This is a genomic window from Lysobacter tyrosinilyticus (assembly GCF_054779815.1).
The window spans coordinates 625,935-642,139 of sequence record NZ_BAAGXN010000001.1; the positions used below are offsets into that span (position 1 = coordinate 625,935).

4 protein-coding genes are annotated in these 16,205 nt (G+C 63.6%); all 4 read left to right on the plus strand.

Annotated elements, in window-relative coordinates; translation table 11 throughout:
* Genes ACYVGK_RS02640 through ACYVGK_RS02655 form a run of 4 tightly spaced genes read left to right on the plus strand, consistent with a single transcriptional unit; the run spans position 1 to position 16,188 of the window.
* Positions 1-1,398 (plus strand): HlyD family type I secretion periplasmic adaptor subunit, encoded by a 1,398-nt coding sequence (locus tag ACYVGK_RS02640; protein ID WP_460731668.1) that lies wholly within the window; start codon positions 1-3, stop codon positions 1,396-1,398.
* Entirely contained in the window at positions 1,398-2,096 is a 699-nt protein-coding gene (locus tag ACYVGK_RS02645; protein WP_460731669.1) for a hypothetical protein, read from the plus strand. The genes ACYVGK_RS02640 and ACYVGK_RS02645 overlap by 1 nt, the downstream gene beginning before the upstream one ends.
* 50 nt (positions 2,097-2,146) lie before the next feature.
* Positions 2,147-15,640 (plus strand): cadherin domain-containing protein, encoded by a 13,494-nt coding sequence (locus ACYVGK_RS02650; RefSeq protein WP_460731670.1) that lies wholly within the window; start codon positions 2,147-2,149, stop codon positions 15,638-15,640.
* Positions 15,637-16,188, plus strand: a complete 552-nt coding sequence (locus tag ACYVGK_RS02655) for a toxin-activating lysine-acyltransferase (protein WP_460731671.1) — start codon at positions 15,637-15,639, stop codon at positions 16,186-16,188. The genes ACYVGK_RS02650 and ACYVGK_RS02655 overlap by 4 nt, the downstream gene beginning before the upstream one ends.
* Positions 16,189-16,205: the final 17 nt, after the last annotated feature.

Below are 16,205 nucleotides of genomic sequence, written 5' to 3' on the forward strand. Positions count from 1 at the left end.
ATGTTCAAAGGATGGAAGCGGCACTTCGACGTGCTGCGAGAAAGTCTCGCCATTGACCGCGAGGGTCGCGCCAACCGCCAGCTGCATGCCGAGCCGGAATTCCTGCCGGCCGCTCTGGAGATTCTGGAGAGCCCGCCCAATCCGATGGGTCGCCTGGTGCTTTGGCTGCTGTTGTCGTTCCTGCTCCTCGCCTTGCTCTGGGCCTGTCTGGGCAAACTCGATGTGGTGGCCGTCGCGGAAGGCAAGGTCATCCCGCGCGGCAACATCAAGCTGATCCAGTCGGCCGACCTCGGTGTCGTCAGACAGATCTACGTGGTCGAAGGCCAGGTAGTGGCGAAGGATGCACCGCTGATCGATCTGGATCCGACGGTCAGCAAGGCCGAAGTCGCACAAGCGCGTCAGGCGTTGTTGACCGCGCAGATCGATGTGGCCCGTGCGCAGGCCCTGGCGGATCACGCTGCGGGCAAGCCAGCGCGATTCATTCCCCCCGAAGGCACCTCAAATGCGATGGTCGCCATCCAGACTGCGCTGGTGGCGGCAAAAGTGCATGAGTTTGAAACCGCGCTGGCCGGATTGCGACAAGAGGGCCTGCAGCGCAATGGCGATCGCGGCATGGTCGACGCCGAAGTCGTCAAGCTGGAACAGCAGCTCCCGTTGGCGACCGAGCAGCTCGCCAAGATGGAAGAGCTGAGCAAGGACAACTACGTGCCACGCCTGCGCGTTGCTGAGGTCAAGGAGCGCGTGATCGGCATGCGTCAGGACCTGGCGATCCGTCGTCAAGAACAGAGCAAGGCGGTGGCCGGCGAGGCGGCCGTCGGCCAGCAGCAGGCCAAGCTGCGCAGCGAATTTGCACGCGAAGCGCTGGACGCGTTGACCGAAGCCGAAGCCGCGCGCGCATTGCGCGCCGAAGAACTCAAGAAGGCGACCGACAAGGCCGAGCACACGCTGCTGCGCGCACCAGTCGCCGGCGTGATCCAGCAGTTGCAGGTCCACACCGTTGGCGGCGTGGTCAAGCCGGCGGACGCGTTGATGGTGCTCGTGCCCCACGACGGCGAGCTGGTGGTGGATGCGATGGTCCGCAACCGCGACGCCGGCTTCGTGCACAGCGGTCAATCGGTCGAGGTCAAGCTCGAGGCCTATCCATTCACTCGCTACGGTGTGGTCGAGGGTGAGATCGAACACATTGGCGGCGACGCTGTGCAGACCGAAAAGGAAGGCCTGCTTTTTCCTGCGCGCATCCGCATGCGCAAGCCGTGGATCCAGATTGACGGCCGTCGCGTTCTGCTTGCGCCGGGCCTGGCTGCTACCGCAGAGATCAAGACCGGGGATCGCAGAATCATCGAATTCCTGTTGTCGCCGTTGGCCCGCAAGGTGAGCGAGGCGGGAAGGGAGCGGTAATGAAGGTCTTGTCGCTCGCCATTCTTCTATGTCTGCCGGCTTGCGAACCACTCGCCAGCGCGACTGCTCAAGTACCACAACTTCAGGGATGGGAACAAACGATGTACGAAGCCGACGCCACCGTCGCAGTAGAGTTCAACGGCACTACAGACTGGGCCAAGCCCGGTCTCGATCCGCTGAACCCTCCCATATTGCGCATACCCCGAAGCTATCTGAGTCCAGCTGCCATCGAAGCAGTGCGCGACGACCGTCTGATCGCGCGCAACATCGAGCTCGCAATACCGTTCGAACGTTCCGGCTTCGCGAACACGGAGCACGAGCTTACCCAGGACGTACTGATCGTCACCCTGGCCGAATCTGCCGATGGCTGGGCGGAGCGCAGCCAGCGCGCGCTGAAATACGTCCAGCAGCTGCAAGGCACAAGTCATGATCCGGAGGCCGGGCTGGATCGCGTCGTCATCGACGACTCGCCCGGAATTTCGATCCGGCATCGCTATATCCATCCCAGTGGCCGCGACGACGAGTTCGTGCAGCTGGATTGCGTGAGCTTCGACGATCCAGCAACGCAGGACACCTGCCGTCTGGAAATCATGCCGGTGCGCAACGTCCTGGCATCAATCCACTTCAAGGCAAGTGGCGTCCACCAGTGGCAGCAGCGCGCGACAGAGCTAAGGCGGCTCGTGTCGAGCTGGCAATAACTGCGCTACCAACAAACAAGAACACATTACACAGGAAGTATGGGGCCTCCATGGATTTCTTGCAGTTCATCCAGAACCAACGCGCGCTGCTCAACGGTCCGAATCCGCTTCGCGGAAACGTCTATTCCAACCTGATCGAGTACTACAAGCAGAACTTCAGCGCGAGCCAGATTGCCGGCACGATCGAACAGCTGACCATGCAGGCGTCGATCACGACCAACTCCGGCGTGTACGGCGCCGGTGCAGCGATCGGTAACGCTGCTGCAAAGCTCAGAGCGGGTGAACGCTATAGCCTGACCCTCGACGACTTCTCTAAGAACATCATCGAGCGCATGCTCGATGGGATCGAGCGCGAACTGCTCACCGGACGCGATGGTCTGCTCACCGCGCAGGAACTGCATTACCTGGATTACTCCGTATGGAAGCAGCTCGGCATGGGGGAGCTGTTTCCAGGAAATGCCCAGCGTTGGGAGGATCGCCAGGCGGGATTCAACGCTATCGACAGCGGCAGCGTCATTTTTGATTCCGCCGTCTACGACAAACACCAGTACGGTGGAACTCCAATGGCCCCGACGCGGGCCATGCTTGAAGAGAACACCGCGGACTGGTCCCAATGGAAGTTCCCCTTCAAGCAAAGCACCTTCGCAGCGCTGCTGGTGCAGTTCGGAAGCAGTGCGCAGCTGAAGGCGTCGAGTTTTGGCTTCACTGACCAACAGTTGTATGCCCTGACTCCAGACCAGCGGACGTCCTACGTCACGTCGGCTGACGGTCGGTATCGCGGCTATCTGGAGACCAGTAACACGGGTGGCAAAAGCGCCGTGGCGTTCAAGATTGTCGACACGACGATTGGGGGCGATGGCGGGGAAGTCGTCGCCTACTACGACCCGAAGGCCGATCTCTACGGCAACCGCCTGTTCGGTCTGGCGAAGCCGGGCGCCGAGACGGTCGAGACACTCCTCAAGGCCGTGTTTGGCCGAAGTGACAAGGGCAAGCGCGAATATGAGGAGTTCCTGAAGATCGGGCATGACCAGCTCCTGAACTACACGGGCTTCATGCTGGATGCCGGCTCGCATCGAAATATCCTCCCTATCGCCTATAACCCACGCGTTCCAGAGATTCTGGAGCCGTTTCGATGCTTTATCGCCGGGACTCCCATCCGGCTCGCCAACGGCCAGACGACCGTCATCGAAAACATCGCGACCGGCGATGAGGTCGCGGCGTTCGATGGCTTTGGGCCGCTCGTGCCGGGCGTCGTCACAGCGTTGCTGAGAAACAGCACTGACGCTATCTTCATGCTGGAAGGAGGCGTCGGTGTAACGCCGTTCCATCCGTTCCTATGCGAAGACGGCACCTTCCACACCGTGGAAGAAATCCTGCGAGACGGGCTTCGTGTCGTGCGCGCGGGTGGAGACCTGGTGGCGCTGCGCGGGCAACGCATCGAGGGCGAGGAGCTGGCGAATGTCGGCGGTTATCGATCGAGCGAAGGTGGCTTCGTCGTCGACACCTACAATTTCACGGTCGCCGATTACCACACCTACGTTGCCGGTGGCTTCAGGGTCCACAACACGTCGTTGGTCGACGCGTTGCCCGGCGGGTTCGAGGCGCGCTTCGGCGTTACCCGCCCGGATGGAACACAGATGGTCATGGCGACCGGTCCGGATGGCCGCTTCGGCTTCTTCTCGGGCCACGACATCGATGGCGACGGCCATACCGATCTCGAATCCTACAAGATCATTCATCCCGATCTGGAAGGTCGAGAACAGAACAACACACTAGAGTCGGGGGAGTTCAAAGACCTCGACAACAATCATCGCTTCGATACGCTCGAGACCACCTATACGTACGGGTCCATCACCGTCACATTCACGCGCCAGGGTGAGGAAGGCACCCAGGACCGCGCGCGCACGGATTGGCGGACTGTCAACGACTCTGCGACGTTCCATGGGATCGATGTAGGCAGCATCGGCAACATTTTCGGCTCGACACTGGGCCGACTCCTCTCCGACAACCAGCTTGCTGGCACGATCAGCTCGATCGTACTGGGCGCAGTTGGCGAGAACCTGGCCGAAGCCTTCGCCAGGAGTGGAATGTCGGACATCGGCCTCGCTGACGCGATGGACGAGATGTTCGCCGATCTGCCCAATGACCTTCGCAACGGGGCCATCGGTGCGGTGTCGTCCTATCTGACGGCTGAACTGATCAAAGACCTCGGTCTGGAGGGCACGCTGGGCCAACTGGCACAGTCCGCAAGCTCGGCGGTCCTCACGCAGATCATCAAGAACGTGGCCGACATGGCCGCGGGCGTACAGGGCGTGACGGTCACCAGCAACATCAATCCTGCGATGTTGTGGAATGTGGTCGGTTCCTTCATCGGAACCAAGCTCGCCTCCAAGGTCGTCGACTTCGAGACCATGGAAGGACAGATCGGCGCCCAACTCGGCACGGCGGTGGGCGCGATGGCGGGGGCCAAGTGGGGCGCCGAGATTGGCGGAGAGATCGGCGGCTTCGTTGGCGCAGCGGTTGGCGCATTCGTGGGCTACATCCTCGGTGGACTTCTCGGAGAATCCATTGGGACGAAGCCACAGGCTCGCACCACAGTCATCTGGAGTGATCAGAGTCACAACTTCGTCATCGGAGACACGCGATCGAAAGGCCATGGGTCAAGGCCTGCAGCAGCGGCAGTTGCTCAGACGGTTGCCCACTCCCTCAATTCGATCATCGATGCCACTGGCGCCAAGCTCGTGAATGGTGCCGAAGTCCGCGCTGGCGAGTACGGCTTCAAGTCAAAGGACTACGTCTACTGGTCCGCGCCGAACGTCAAGTCGCGCAACGTCCAGGACATCGTCCAGCACGGCATCTACGTGGCGGTAAGCGACATGGTTACCCGCCTCGTAGGCGGCGACGTCTATAGCAAGCGAGCGCTGGTATCCAGCATGCGGCTCACGGGTGCGCCGGCGTCTGCAGAGATGCCGAACGTTTCCGGGTCGTTCGACCTCAACGGACTGTTCGGCGACATCGCGATGGCGCGGGACTTCGCCCGCTATCTTGAAAACCGCGCCTTCATCCAGGCTTCCATCCTGGCGGATCCGCACAGCACCTTTGCGGCTGGTTGGGCGGTGACTCTGGCGCGTGCCAGCGAACTGGGACTGCGTAAGCGCAGCTTCACCGACTGGATCGGCGGATTCGGTGCATTCCTGGATCAGATCAACGATGGCACCGTCGATGGCGTTGCAGCAACGCCTGGCAACGTGGTGATGCACCTGGAGGACAACGCGCGATTCTTTGCAGTCCTCGGCGCCGACGGCAATCTGGCGCGGATCATCGAGGACACTGTCGATACCCAATCGAAGGAGCGTATCGCCGGTACCACGGGTAACGACGCCATCACGGTCATCCTGGACACGATTACGAACGCGTCCGGATTGACGATCAACGACGCCGCCGCCAGTGGACCTCATGTCATCGACTTCACCGCCATCATCGACGGTGGCGCCGGCGACGACGTGATACGCGTTGGAGACCTCGGCAACGATGCGCTTGGCGGCGACGGAAACGACGTGCTTGTCGGCGGAAGGCTCGATGACTGGCTGTTTGGCGACGCAGGCAACGACACGCTGTTCGCGGCCAACGTGGCCAACACCGGCTTCCAGATCACCGACACCGCGGCCGAAGCCGCTGCAGTTGCCGGTTGGGGCGGCAATGGCGACGTGCTCGACGGCGGCGATGGAGACGATCGGCTTTACGGCAGCGCGGGCTCGGAGTGGCTCAAGGGCGGCGCGGGCGTAGACCGCCTGGTGGGCGGAGCGGGTGGCGACATTCTCGAAGCGGGCGCAGGAGACGATCGTGGCCCGAACGGTGAAGCGACCATTCTGGGCGGCTCCGGTTCCGATCAGTACATTTTCGGCTTTGGCGACGGCAAAGACGTCGTCTTCGACGAAGCCAACGCGGATATGTCGCGCGGTACCCAGGACCCGCTGGAACAGCTTTACCAGCAAATCCGAGCCGGCACGCAGGCGCGCAACTGGGCCGGCGGCGGCGCCTACGAAATCGACGGGTCGGTCCGCGGCGGCGAAGATGCGATCGCGTTCCGCGCCGGCGTCACGATGGCGAACATCGTGCTGCGCCGGTCAGGCAACGATCTGACCATCGCGCTGATGGCGCCGGATGCCAACGGCAACGGCGTGCTTACCGGCGACGAACTCACCGTGCAGGACTGGTTCCTGGCCGGACGCCGCGTCGAATGGTTGCGCTTTGCCGATGGCGAAGAAATCCGCCTCGGCGACATTACGTCGATGGTGATCGGCAGCGGCGAATCCGACGTGATTCTCGGCAGCTACGGTGCCGACTTCCTGTACGGCGGTGCCGGCGATGACGTGATCCGCGCGCTCGCGGGCGACGATTTCGTCAACGGCGGCTCGGGCAACGACTTCGTCGCCGGCGACGGCGACAACGATTGGGTATTGGGTGGCTCCGGCAACGACACGGTGTTGGGCGGTAGCGGGCACGACACGTTGTTTGGCGACGCGGGCGACGACTTTGTCTACGGTGGGCTGGGCGCCAACTCGGGCTCGGATCTGATCGCCGGCGGCCGTGGCAACGACACCGTGGTGGGCGGCGCCGGCGACGACGTGTTCCGTTACTCGCGCGGCGACGGCCAGGACGTTGTGATGGACGACTTCGTCAACAACTGGGATCTGGTCTGGCGGAGCGGCGTCTACGTCAACGGTTACGTGCTCCAGGCCAACGGCACCGTCACCAAGGACGGCGTCGTGTATTTCGATGGCTCCAAGTGGGTGGGCCAATACGACTGGAACGACGAAACCCAGACGTTGAAGCGCCACGGTGGTGCGGTCGACGGCAACATCGCCAGCAACGCGGGCACCGACACGCTCGAGTTCGGCGTGGGCATCGACATCCAGGACGTGCAGCTGCGTCGCAACGGAAACGATCTGCAACTGGCGATCGGCGACGAGAACAGCGTTTCTGCGTTCGATGCCGCTAACGATCAGATCACCATCAAGGACTGGTTCACGGTCGGCAAGTCGATCGAGAATTTCGTGTTCGCCGCGACCGGAAGACATGCGGTCGACACGATGAATCTCGACGGTGGCAGCGAGGGCGACGACACGGTCGCGGGCACTGCCGGTGCGGATTGGCTGACTGGCAATGGCGGTGATGACTTCATCGACGGCGGCATGGGCGATGACATCCTGGCCGGCAATGCCGGAAACGACACGCTCCGGGGCGGCACCGGAGTGGATGTGTTGTTCGGTGGCGCCGGTGACGACGTGCTTGAAGGCGGCGCGGGCGCGGACTTCGTCGGAGGTGGCGAAGGCCTGGACATCGCGTCGTACTCGACGCAAGGAACCGGTCTGCATGCCTACCTCGATTCCACCTATTCCCGTTTCAACACTGGGGATGCGTTGGGCGATTCGCTGGTATCCGTCGAAGGATTGCAAGGTTCGGCTGGCGGCGGTAACCACCTCGGCGGCGACGGCGGCGCGAATGTGCTGATCGCTACCAGGAACGACGTGCTCTACGGCGGCGCCGGCGACGACAGTTACGAGGTGGGCAGCGGCGACACCGGTGTGCGCATTGCCGAAGGTCGCTACCTCATCGAAGAATTATTCACGAGCAGTGGCGCATTCAATGCCGACACATTCCAGGCCAGCTGGGATGTTCTGCAGACCATCGTCGGCGATGAACGTCGGGGCATCCCCGACCGTTACATCTACAAACTCACTATCACCCGCAAGGCTGATGGCGCTGTCATCTACTTCGATAATTCCATCACATCCACCTCGGAAGCGCCGGCGGTCCCAGCGTTCTCGACCTGGAATACGCAGAACATCGACAGCAAGTTGCTGGCGACGGGCAAGGGAAGTCAGGTCATCCGCGAGGCGTTCGGTACCGGCGATGGCGGCCGTGACCAGTTGGTGCTGGAAGCGGGCATCAGTCTGTCGGACTTCACCATCACGCGCACGGCTGGCGGTCTGTCTGTCGCGGGCAGCAACTTCTCGGTCGCCATCGACGGCGGCAGCGCCGCCGTGGAAACGCTGCAACTCAACGATGGCCTTTCGGCCGATCTGAGCAAGCTCGTTCTCACCGGCGAGAACGCCACCACCGACGGCGACGTGATGTTCGGCACCACAGGTGCGGACACGCTGGACGGCCTGGCCGGCGACGACGTGATTTCCGGCCTCGCCGGCAACGATACGCTGCGTGGTGGCGACGGCAACGACACGCTGGAGGGCGGCATCGGAGCCGATACGTTCGACGGCGGCAACGATAGCGTCAGCGCAGGCGCGGCAGCCCAGGCAGGAACCGCGTACGGCGACACGATTCGTTACATCACCTCGGATGCGGGCGTCATCGTGGATCTGGCGACGTCCACGGCCAGTGGCGGACATGCCACCGGTGACGTGATCGCAAAGGATGCCAATGGCGTCAGCTCCATCGAGAACGTCTCGGGCAGCGACGGCTTCGGCGACACCTTGTCGGGCGACGCGCGTGCCAACCGGCTGGCGGGTTACGGCGGCAACGACGTGCTGGATGGCCGCGCCGGCGACGACGTCCTGGTGGGCGGCGCCGGCGATGACACGCTTTACGGCGGCGACGGCGCGGATGGTCTCTCCGGCGACGATGGCAACGACCATCTCGAAGGCGGTCTCGGCAAAGACCTGATCAGCGGCGGCTTCGGCAACGACACGCTGCTGGGCGATGGTGGCGACGACCAGCTTAGCGGCGATGAAGGCGACGACACGCTGTACGGCGGAACCGGCAAGGACACGCTGGGCGGTTGGGACGGCAACGACGTGCTGTTCGGCGATGCCGACGACGACAAGCTGGCCGGTGGCGCGGGCAACGACCTCCTTGATGGCGGCGCCGGCAACGACATCCTCGGCGGCGAAGCGGGCAACGATCAGCTCAAGGGCGGCACCGGCGACGATACCTATGTGTTCGATGCCAACAGCGGCGCCGACACGATCATCGATGCCAATGGCCTAAAGAACGAGATCGTCATTGCCGACGTCGATGCGTCGCGCATCTGGTTCAGCCGTTCCGGAAACAACCTGCTGATCTCAGTCATCGGCGGTTCGACCGTGATCACGCTGGACAACTTCCTGCTCGGTGACGCTTCCAGTACGAAGATCTACAAGATCACCACCACCAGCGGTGCGCTGTTCTTCAATGCGGCGACGCCGCTGATCGACGCCATGGTGCAGGCTTCGGCCGCTGTTCCGGCTGCAATGCCGCAGTCCGTGTCCGATCTGCTGAACACCTATTGGCATGCCGGCGGCAAGGCGGTTCCCACGGTCGCGGACCAGACCCGCGTCACCGACGAAGACGTCGTGATCTCGGGCCAGGTCAACGCCGTCGACCACGACGACAACATCACCGGCTACGCCCTGTCTAAGGGTCCGAGCCTGGGCGCGGTCGTGCTTGATGCCAACACCGGTGCATGGACCTACACGCCGGGCGCCAACGCCAACGGGCAGGACCAGTTCGTAGTCAAAGTCACCGACGCGAACGGCAACAGCGTCGAGCAGCGGATCGATGTCGAAGTACGTCCGGTCAACGATGCTCCCAACGCACTCACCGGCCCGGCGACGCTGGCGGTCGACGAAGGCGCCGCGAACGGCACCGTGCTGGGTACGTTCACCGGATCCGATGTCGACGGCGATACGCTTACCTTCCAGCTAATCGACAATGCCGGTGGCCGCTTCGCGCTCACACCGGGAGGGGTGCTCAGTGTCGCCAATGGCAGCGCGCTCGATTACGAAGCTGCCACGAGCCACACCCTGCGCGTACGCGTAACCGATCCGGCCGGTGCCTTCTTCGAGAAGAGCTTCGTGATGGCCGTGCGCAACATCAACGAAGCGCCGTACATCGTCGCGCCGCCGTCGACGACGGTGCCGGCGGTACTCGCCGAGAACGCTACAGGCGGTACGGCCGCAAGCTTCGTCATGGGCGACCCGGACAACACCACGCCGAGTCTGGTGCTGACGAGCAATCCGAACGGCTGGCTGGAAGTGGTGGGCAGCAGTGTGCGAATCCGCAGTGGCGCCACCATCGACTTCGAACAGCTGGCCGCGGGTGCGACGCTGGAAGACACCGATGGGGACGGCATCAAGGAGATCCGTTTCAACGCCGCGGTTCGCGCTACCGACGGCACGCTGACCTCAGGCCAGGACACGCTATTCTCGTTCCTGATCGAAGACGTCAACGAGGCGCCGACCAACCTCACCCTGACCCCGAGCGTCAGCTCGGTCGCCGAACGCGATCGCCCTGCCTCGGGCGCCACGCGTCCCGCGATCGTGCTCGGGACGCTGGCGGCATCCGATCCGGACACCGCCGGTAGCAGTGACTTCGCGACCTTCGCCTACACGGTGGTCAACGACAGCCGCTTCGAAGTCGTCGGCAATCAGCTGCGATTGAAGGCCAACCAGTGGCTCGACTACGAGGCCGGCGCCACAGTCACGGTGCGTATACGCGTCACCGACCGGGGTGGCCAGGCAGGCGGCTTGAGTTACGAGAAGGACTTCAGCTTCACCGTCGACAACCGCGACGACTATCTGTACGGCACCGCCAACGGCGAGACGCTGACGGGCCAGGCCAATCGCGACGTGATCTATGGCTACGGCGGCGCCGACACGCTACTGGGCGGCACGGGCAACGACGACCTCTACGGCGGCGATGGCAACGACGTCCTGCAAGGCCAGGACGGCGACGACCAGCTGTGGGGCGAACTGGGCGACGACACGCTGCAGGGCGACCTGGGCAACGACACGTTGCGCGGTGGCGACGGCAACGACCTACTGTATGGCGGCGCGGGCAACGATGCGCTCTACGGTGAAGTCGGCAATGACACGCTGTATGGCGGCGCTGGCAACGACATCCTCGACGGCGGGCTCGGCAACGACACCCTGCGCGGTGATGCCGGCGATGACCAGCTGCTCGGCGGCGACGGCGACGACACCTTGTTTGGCGATGCAGGTGCCGATCGCTTCGATGGCGGTGTTGGCTACGACACGGTCACGTATCAATCGTCCGGTGCCGGCGTGAGCCTCGACCTGACCATCGGCGGCACACTGAACGATGCGGCGGGCGACACGTATGTCGGCATCGAACGCGTGGTCGGTTCGAGCTACGCCGACACGCTGATCGGTGGCACCGGCGACGACGTGCTCGAAGGCGGCAATGGCGACGACGTGCTGCGCGGCGGCGCCGGCAACGATCTGCTCGACGGCGGCGCCGGCAACGACGTCCTCGATGCCGGCCCGGGCGGCGACCAGCTGATCGGTGGCGCGGGCAACGACATCCTGATCGGCGGTACCGGCAGCGACGTGTATCTCATCGACTTGAACTCCGGTGTCGACGAGATCCAGAACTACGACCCCAACGGCACCGACATCGATGCCATCGGGTATTCCGGCATCAATCGCAACCAGCTGTGGTTCGCACGCAGCGGCGACGACCTGGTCATCTCGGTGATCGGCACCGCGGTACAGACCACGGTCAAGAACTGGTACCTGACCGCGACTGCCTCCGATCGCGCCAACTACAAGATCGACTTCATCGTCTCCGGTTCGCACTACTCCGACACGATCGACGCCGAGGCGCTGGTCGCCCTGATGGCCGGCTACACCAAGCCGGCCACGCAGGCGGCCTACGACACGCTGCACGCCAACCTCGCGTTCGAGAACCGCTGGAAGCAGTACTGGGACGCCAATGGCGAACCGGTGATCTCGAGCGTAGCCAACCAGACAATCAACGAAGACGGCACGCTGACGCTACAGTTCACGGTCACCGACGACATCACGCCGGTCACCGGCCTGACGGTCGTCGCCAAGGCGCTCAAGCCCGGCACCCAAACGCTGGAGACGGTGCTGGTCAACACGCCGACCGTGAGCGCACCGGACGCCAATGGCGTGCGCACGGTGACGGTCAGCACCAAGGCCAACACCAGCGGCCAGGTGCAGATCAGCCTGCAGGCTACCGACCCGGGCGGTCTGGTCAGCGAGCGCAGCTTCCTGCTCACCATCGATGCGCGTGCTGATGCGCCGACGATCAGCGTGGCGAAGGCGGTCGCGGCGACGCCGACGCTGGACTCGGGCACGCTGGCGCTGGACATCCAGGCGGCCCTGGCCGACCAGGACGGTTCGGAGACGCTGGAAGTCCGCATCTCCAATCTGCCGACCGGCCTGATCCTCAACCAGGGCACCAACCTGGGCAACGGCGTGTGGAGTCTGACGCCGGCGCAGCTGACCGGCCTGGCGATCGTGGGGCCGAGCGCCTGGTCGCAGGATCTCACTGGCGCCAGCGCGTTGACGGTCACCGCCATCGCGCGCGAAACGTCCAACGGCAACACCACGCAGACCACGCGTTCGCTCGCCTTTGTAATCAATGCGCGACCGACGGATATCGCCGCCGACCGCACGTTGGCGATCAACGAATCGACGGCGACGGCGGCCGTGGCCAATGGCACGCTGGTGGCCAACTTCTCGCGCACCGATGCCGACAACGATGCTGCGAGCTACTCCCTGCTCAACGATGCGGGCGGCCGCTTTGCCCTCTCGAGCGCCGGCGTGCTCACGGTGGCCAATGGTGCGCTGTTGGATCGTGAGGCCGCGGCCTCGCACGTGATCCGCGTACGCGTCACCGACTCGGGCGGACTGACGTACGACAAGGACTTCACGATCACCGTCAACAACGTCAACGAGGCGCCGACCACGCCGACGGTGAGCAGCCAGCTGATCGTAATGGCGAACGAGAACACGGCTCTGGCGGGACAGGTCGTTGCCAATCTGGCGGCCACCGATCCCGATGGCACCGCACCCGTCTTCGTCATCACCAGCGATCCGCGTGGCTGGTTCACGATCTCCGGTAGCCAGCTGAAGATCGCGTCCGGTTTGAGCTTCGACTTCGAGGCGCTCAAGGCCGCCGGACTCACCGTAGGCGACAGCGACGGCGATGGCCGTCAGGAAGTGGTGTATTCGGCGGTGGTGAAGGCCACCGACGGTACCCTGGATTCCGCGTCGACCCGCACGATCACGCTGCGTATCGAAGACGCTAACGACACGCCGTACGACATCACCGGTGATCGCGCGCTGACGGTTGCGGAGAACGTCGCCAACGGCACCCTGATAGCGAATTTCGCCGGCGCGGATCCGGACGTGGGGGACGGGCTGACGCTGAGCCTGGTCAACAATGCGGGTGGTCGTTTTGCCATCACCCCGGCCGGCGCTCTGACTGTGGCCAACGGCGCACTGCTCGATTACGAAGGGGCGACGTCGCACACCATCACCGTTCGGGTGACCGATGCCAGCGGTGCCACCTTCGACAAGAACTTCGTCGTTGGCCTCACCAACGTCAACGAGGCGCCATCCGCCCCGGTCGTGACGTCGCAACCGATCACGATCAGCGCCGAGGGAACGAGCTTGGCCAACCAGGTGGCGGCGACCTTGTCCGCTACCGATCCCGACGGTACTGCTCCGGGCTATCAGCTGGTCAGCGATCCCAAGGGGTGGTTCACGATCTCCGGTAACCAGCTCAAATTCGCGCCCACTTTCAATTCCGACTTCGAAGCCCTGGTGGCAGCCGGTGGCGTCACGCTGACCGACGCCGATGGGGATGGGCAACTGGAAGCCTCGTACGCGGCGACGGTGCGGGCCACGGACGGCAGCCTATCGTCCGTCGGCACCGCGACCGTCACCGTGCGGGTCGAGGACGTCAACGAAGCACCGACTGTCAACGCCGCAAGCTTCACCGTCAACGAAAACTCGCCGGGCGCCGGACAGACCCTGATCGGAACCATGGGGTATTGGGATCCGGACAGTCAGTCATACAACCGCGATCCGCGGTTCTCGCTGACTGGCGGCGACACCGCGCGCTTCTCGGTCAACGCCACCACCGGCCAGCTCTATCTCCAGGGATCGCTCGACTACGAAACCGCGACCAGCCACCAGGTCCAGGTGACGGTGCGCGACCGCGCCGGTACCGGCTTGAGCAGCAGCGCCTGGGTGACCATCAACGTGGGCCCGGTGGATGAGCGGCCCTACATCCAGTTCGCCAATTCGCGTCTGTACAAGTCGGATCCGGAAGGCTCGGCGACGTCGTTCGTGGTGCTGAGCGTGGAGAAGTGGCACTTCTGCCAGGACTGGAACACCGATACCTGGAGCGGTGCGACCACCTACAACGAGTACTGGGTGCCGGAGCAGGTCTCCACGGCAGGCGCGCTGCAAACGTACGGTGACGGTACGGGCGCGATCCTGCTCAAGGCCACGTTCACGGAATGGATCTCCGGGGATGGGGAAGATCCGCGCGGTGGCGGCGCCGGTTATTACCTGGTCCAAGACGACACCGTCAGCTACAAGGTCACCGTGGTCTCGCAAGATCAGGCCGGCAATCGCAGCGATCCGATCGTCATCAGCGTCACGCTGCAAGGCCAGTCCCTGGCCCCGATCGTTCTCGATCTCGACCGCAACGGCCTCAACCTCGTCAGTCCGAACACCAGCACGACGCTGTTCGACATGGACGGTAACGGCACCACCGAACGCACCGGCTGGGTCGGAGCGGGCGATGGCCTGCTGGTGCTCGACCGCAATCACGACGGACGCATCAACAACGGTACGGAAATCTCCTTCGCCGGCGATGTCGCCGGCGCGGTTTCCGACCTCGAGGGTCTGGCCGCTTACGACAGCAACCACGACGGCCAGCTGTCCGCACTCGACGCACGCTTCGCCGAATTCCAGGTCTGGCAGGACGCCAACCAGGACGGTATCAGCCAGGCCAACGAATTGGCATCGCTGTCCGATCGCGGCATCGAGTACATAGCACTCGCCGGCGTGCGTACGGGAGCACAGGCTCGTCCGGACGCCAACGTGATCTACGCGAATACCACCTTCGGCTATGCCGATGGCAGCGCTGGCGTAGCGGGTGACGTATTCCTGGCGTACCAGACGAGCGTCGCGAGCCTGCTGGCTTCCGCCGGTGTCGAAACGTCGGTGCCCGCGACGGTGGTTGCATCGGACCCGCCGCCGAGAATTGTGAACTGCGAGTTGCGGGAAGTGGACGAAGAGGTACCGTCGACTTCGATTGGTGTCGACGACCGTAGCGAACGTGACCGAGGAACCGGCGATGCCGCACCAGGCCGCGTCAACCGCACTGCCGATCGGGATCTGGTGGAGCAACACAACGTTGCACCGCGGGCGGCCCTCAAAGATGCACCTGATCGTCCGGAGCCTGTCGTGCAACAGACTGCTCCGCGCCGACTGACTGAAACGGCACCGGAGAAGATCGTGCACGCATTGGCCGCGGCTGAGTCGTCACCGGAGGACTTCGAACCCACAGACGTCGCTACACGCTCGGCATTGCACGATGGCCTCGCGATCGCACAGAAGAAGCGCTTCCAGATGATCGAAGCCATGGCCACGTTCTCTGCCGAGCCGTTCGTGCAGCAGGACTTCGGCGCAAACATCAATGACCCACGTGCGCTTGAACTTTTGACCGCACTTCCCGATTACAGGATCGCCAGCCGATGACCGACTCCATCCAAACTACCCCCGCGTCCCCTGCCGGTGCTCCGCATACCATCGCCGAAGCGCTGGGTCAGATCGTCTGGCTGCTGAGCCAATCCCCCCTGCATCGCGAGTTGAAGCTGAAGGACCTCGAATGGTCCTTCATGCCCGCAATCGTGAAGGAGCAGTTCCGGATCTTCCGGTTCGGCCCGCTGGCCGCTCTGGACGGCGTCAATCTGGAGTCTTTCCAGAAGGCTGGCATGAGCCGAGAGGGCCTGGAGCAACTACCGCTGGGCATTGCCGTCTGGGCGTACCTCTCTGAAGCGGCCGAACAAAAGTTGGAGCAAGGCGAACACCTTGCACTTGAGGACTGGAAATCCGGCGACCGACTCTGGCTCGTGGAATTCGTAGCGCCGTTCTCCAGTAGCGACAACAAACTCGGTGAGGCGATGATGTTCGACCTGATGCAAGGACCGTTCAAGGGCAAGACCTTCTATCTGCACCGCACGGATCCGAACACTGGCCGCCGGGACAAAATCAAGCTCAACGGAGTCCCGGCCGAGATGGGGTAGTGAGCCAGCCCTCGTCA

Bases quoted from the DNA above. Each gene is read 5' to 3' on its own strand.
- ACYVGK_RS02640 (WP_460731668.1), top strand. From the start codon at position 1: ATGTTCAAAGGATGGAAGCGGCACTTCGACGTGCTGCGAGAAAGTCTC.
- ACYVGK_RS02645 (WP_460731669.1), top strand. From the start codon at position 1,398: ATGAAGGTCTTGTCGCTCGCCATTCTTCTATGTCTGCCGGCTTGCGAA.
- ACYVGK_RS02650 (WP_460731670.1), top strand. From the start codon at position 2,147: ATGGATTTCTTGCAGTTCATCCAGAACCAACGCGCGCTGCTCAACGGT.
- ACYVGK_RS02655 (WP_460731671.1), top strand. From the start codon at position 15,637: ATGACCGACTCCATCCAAACTACCCCCGCGTCCCCTGCCGGTGCTCCG.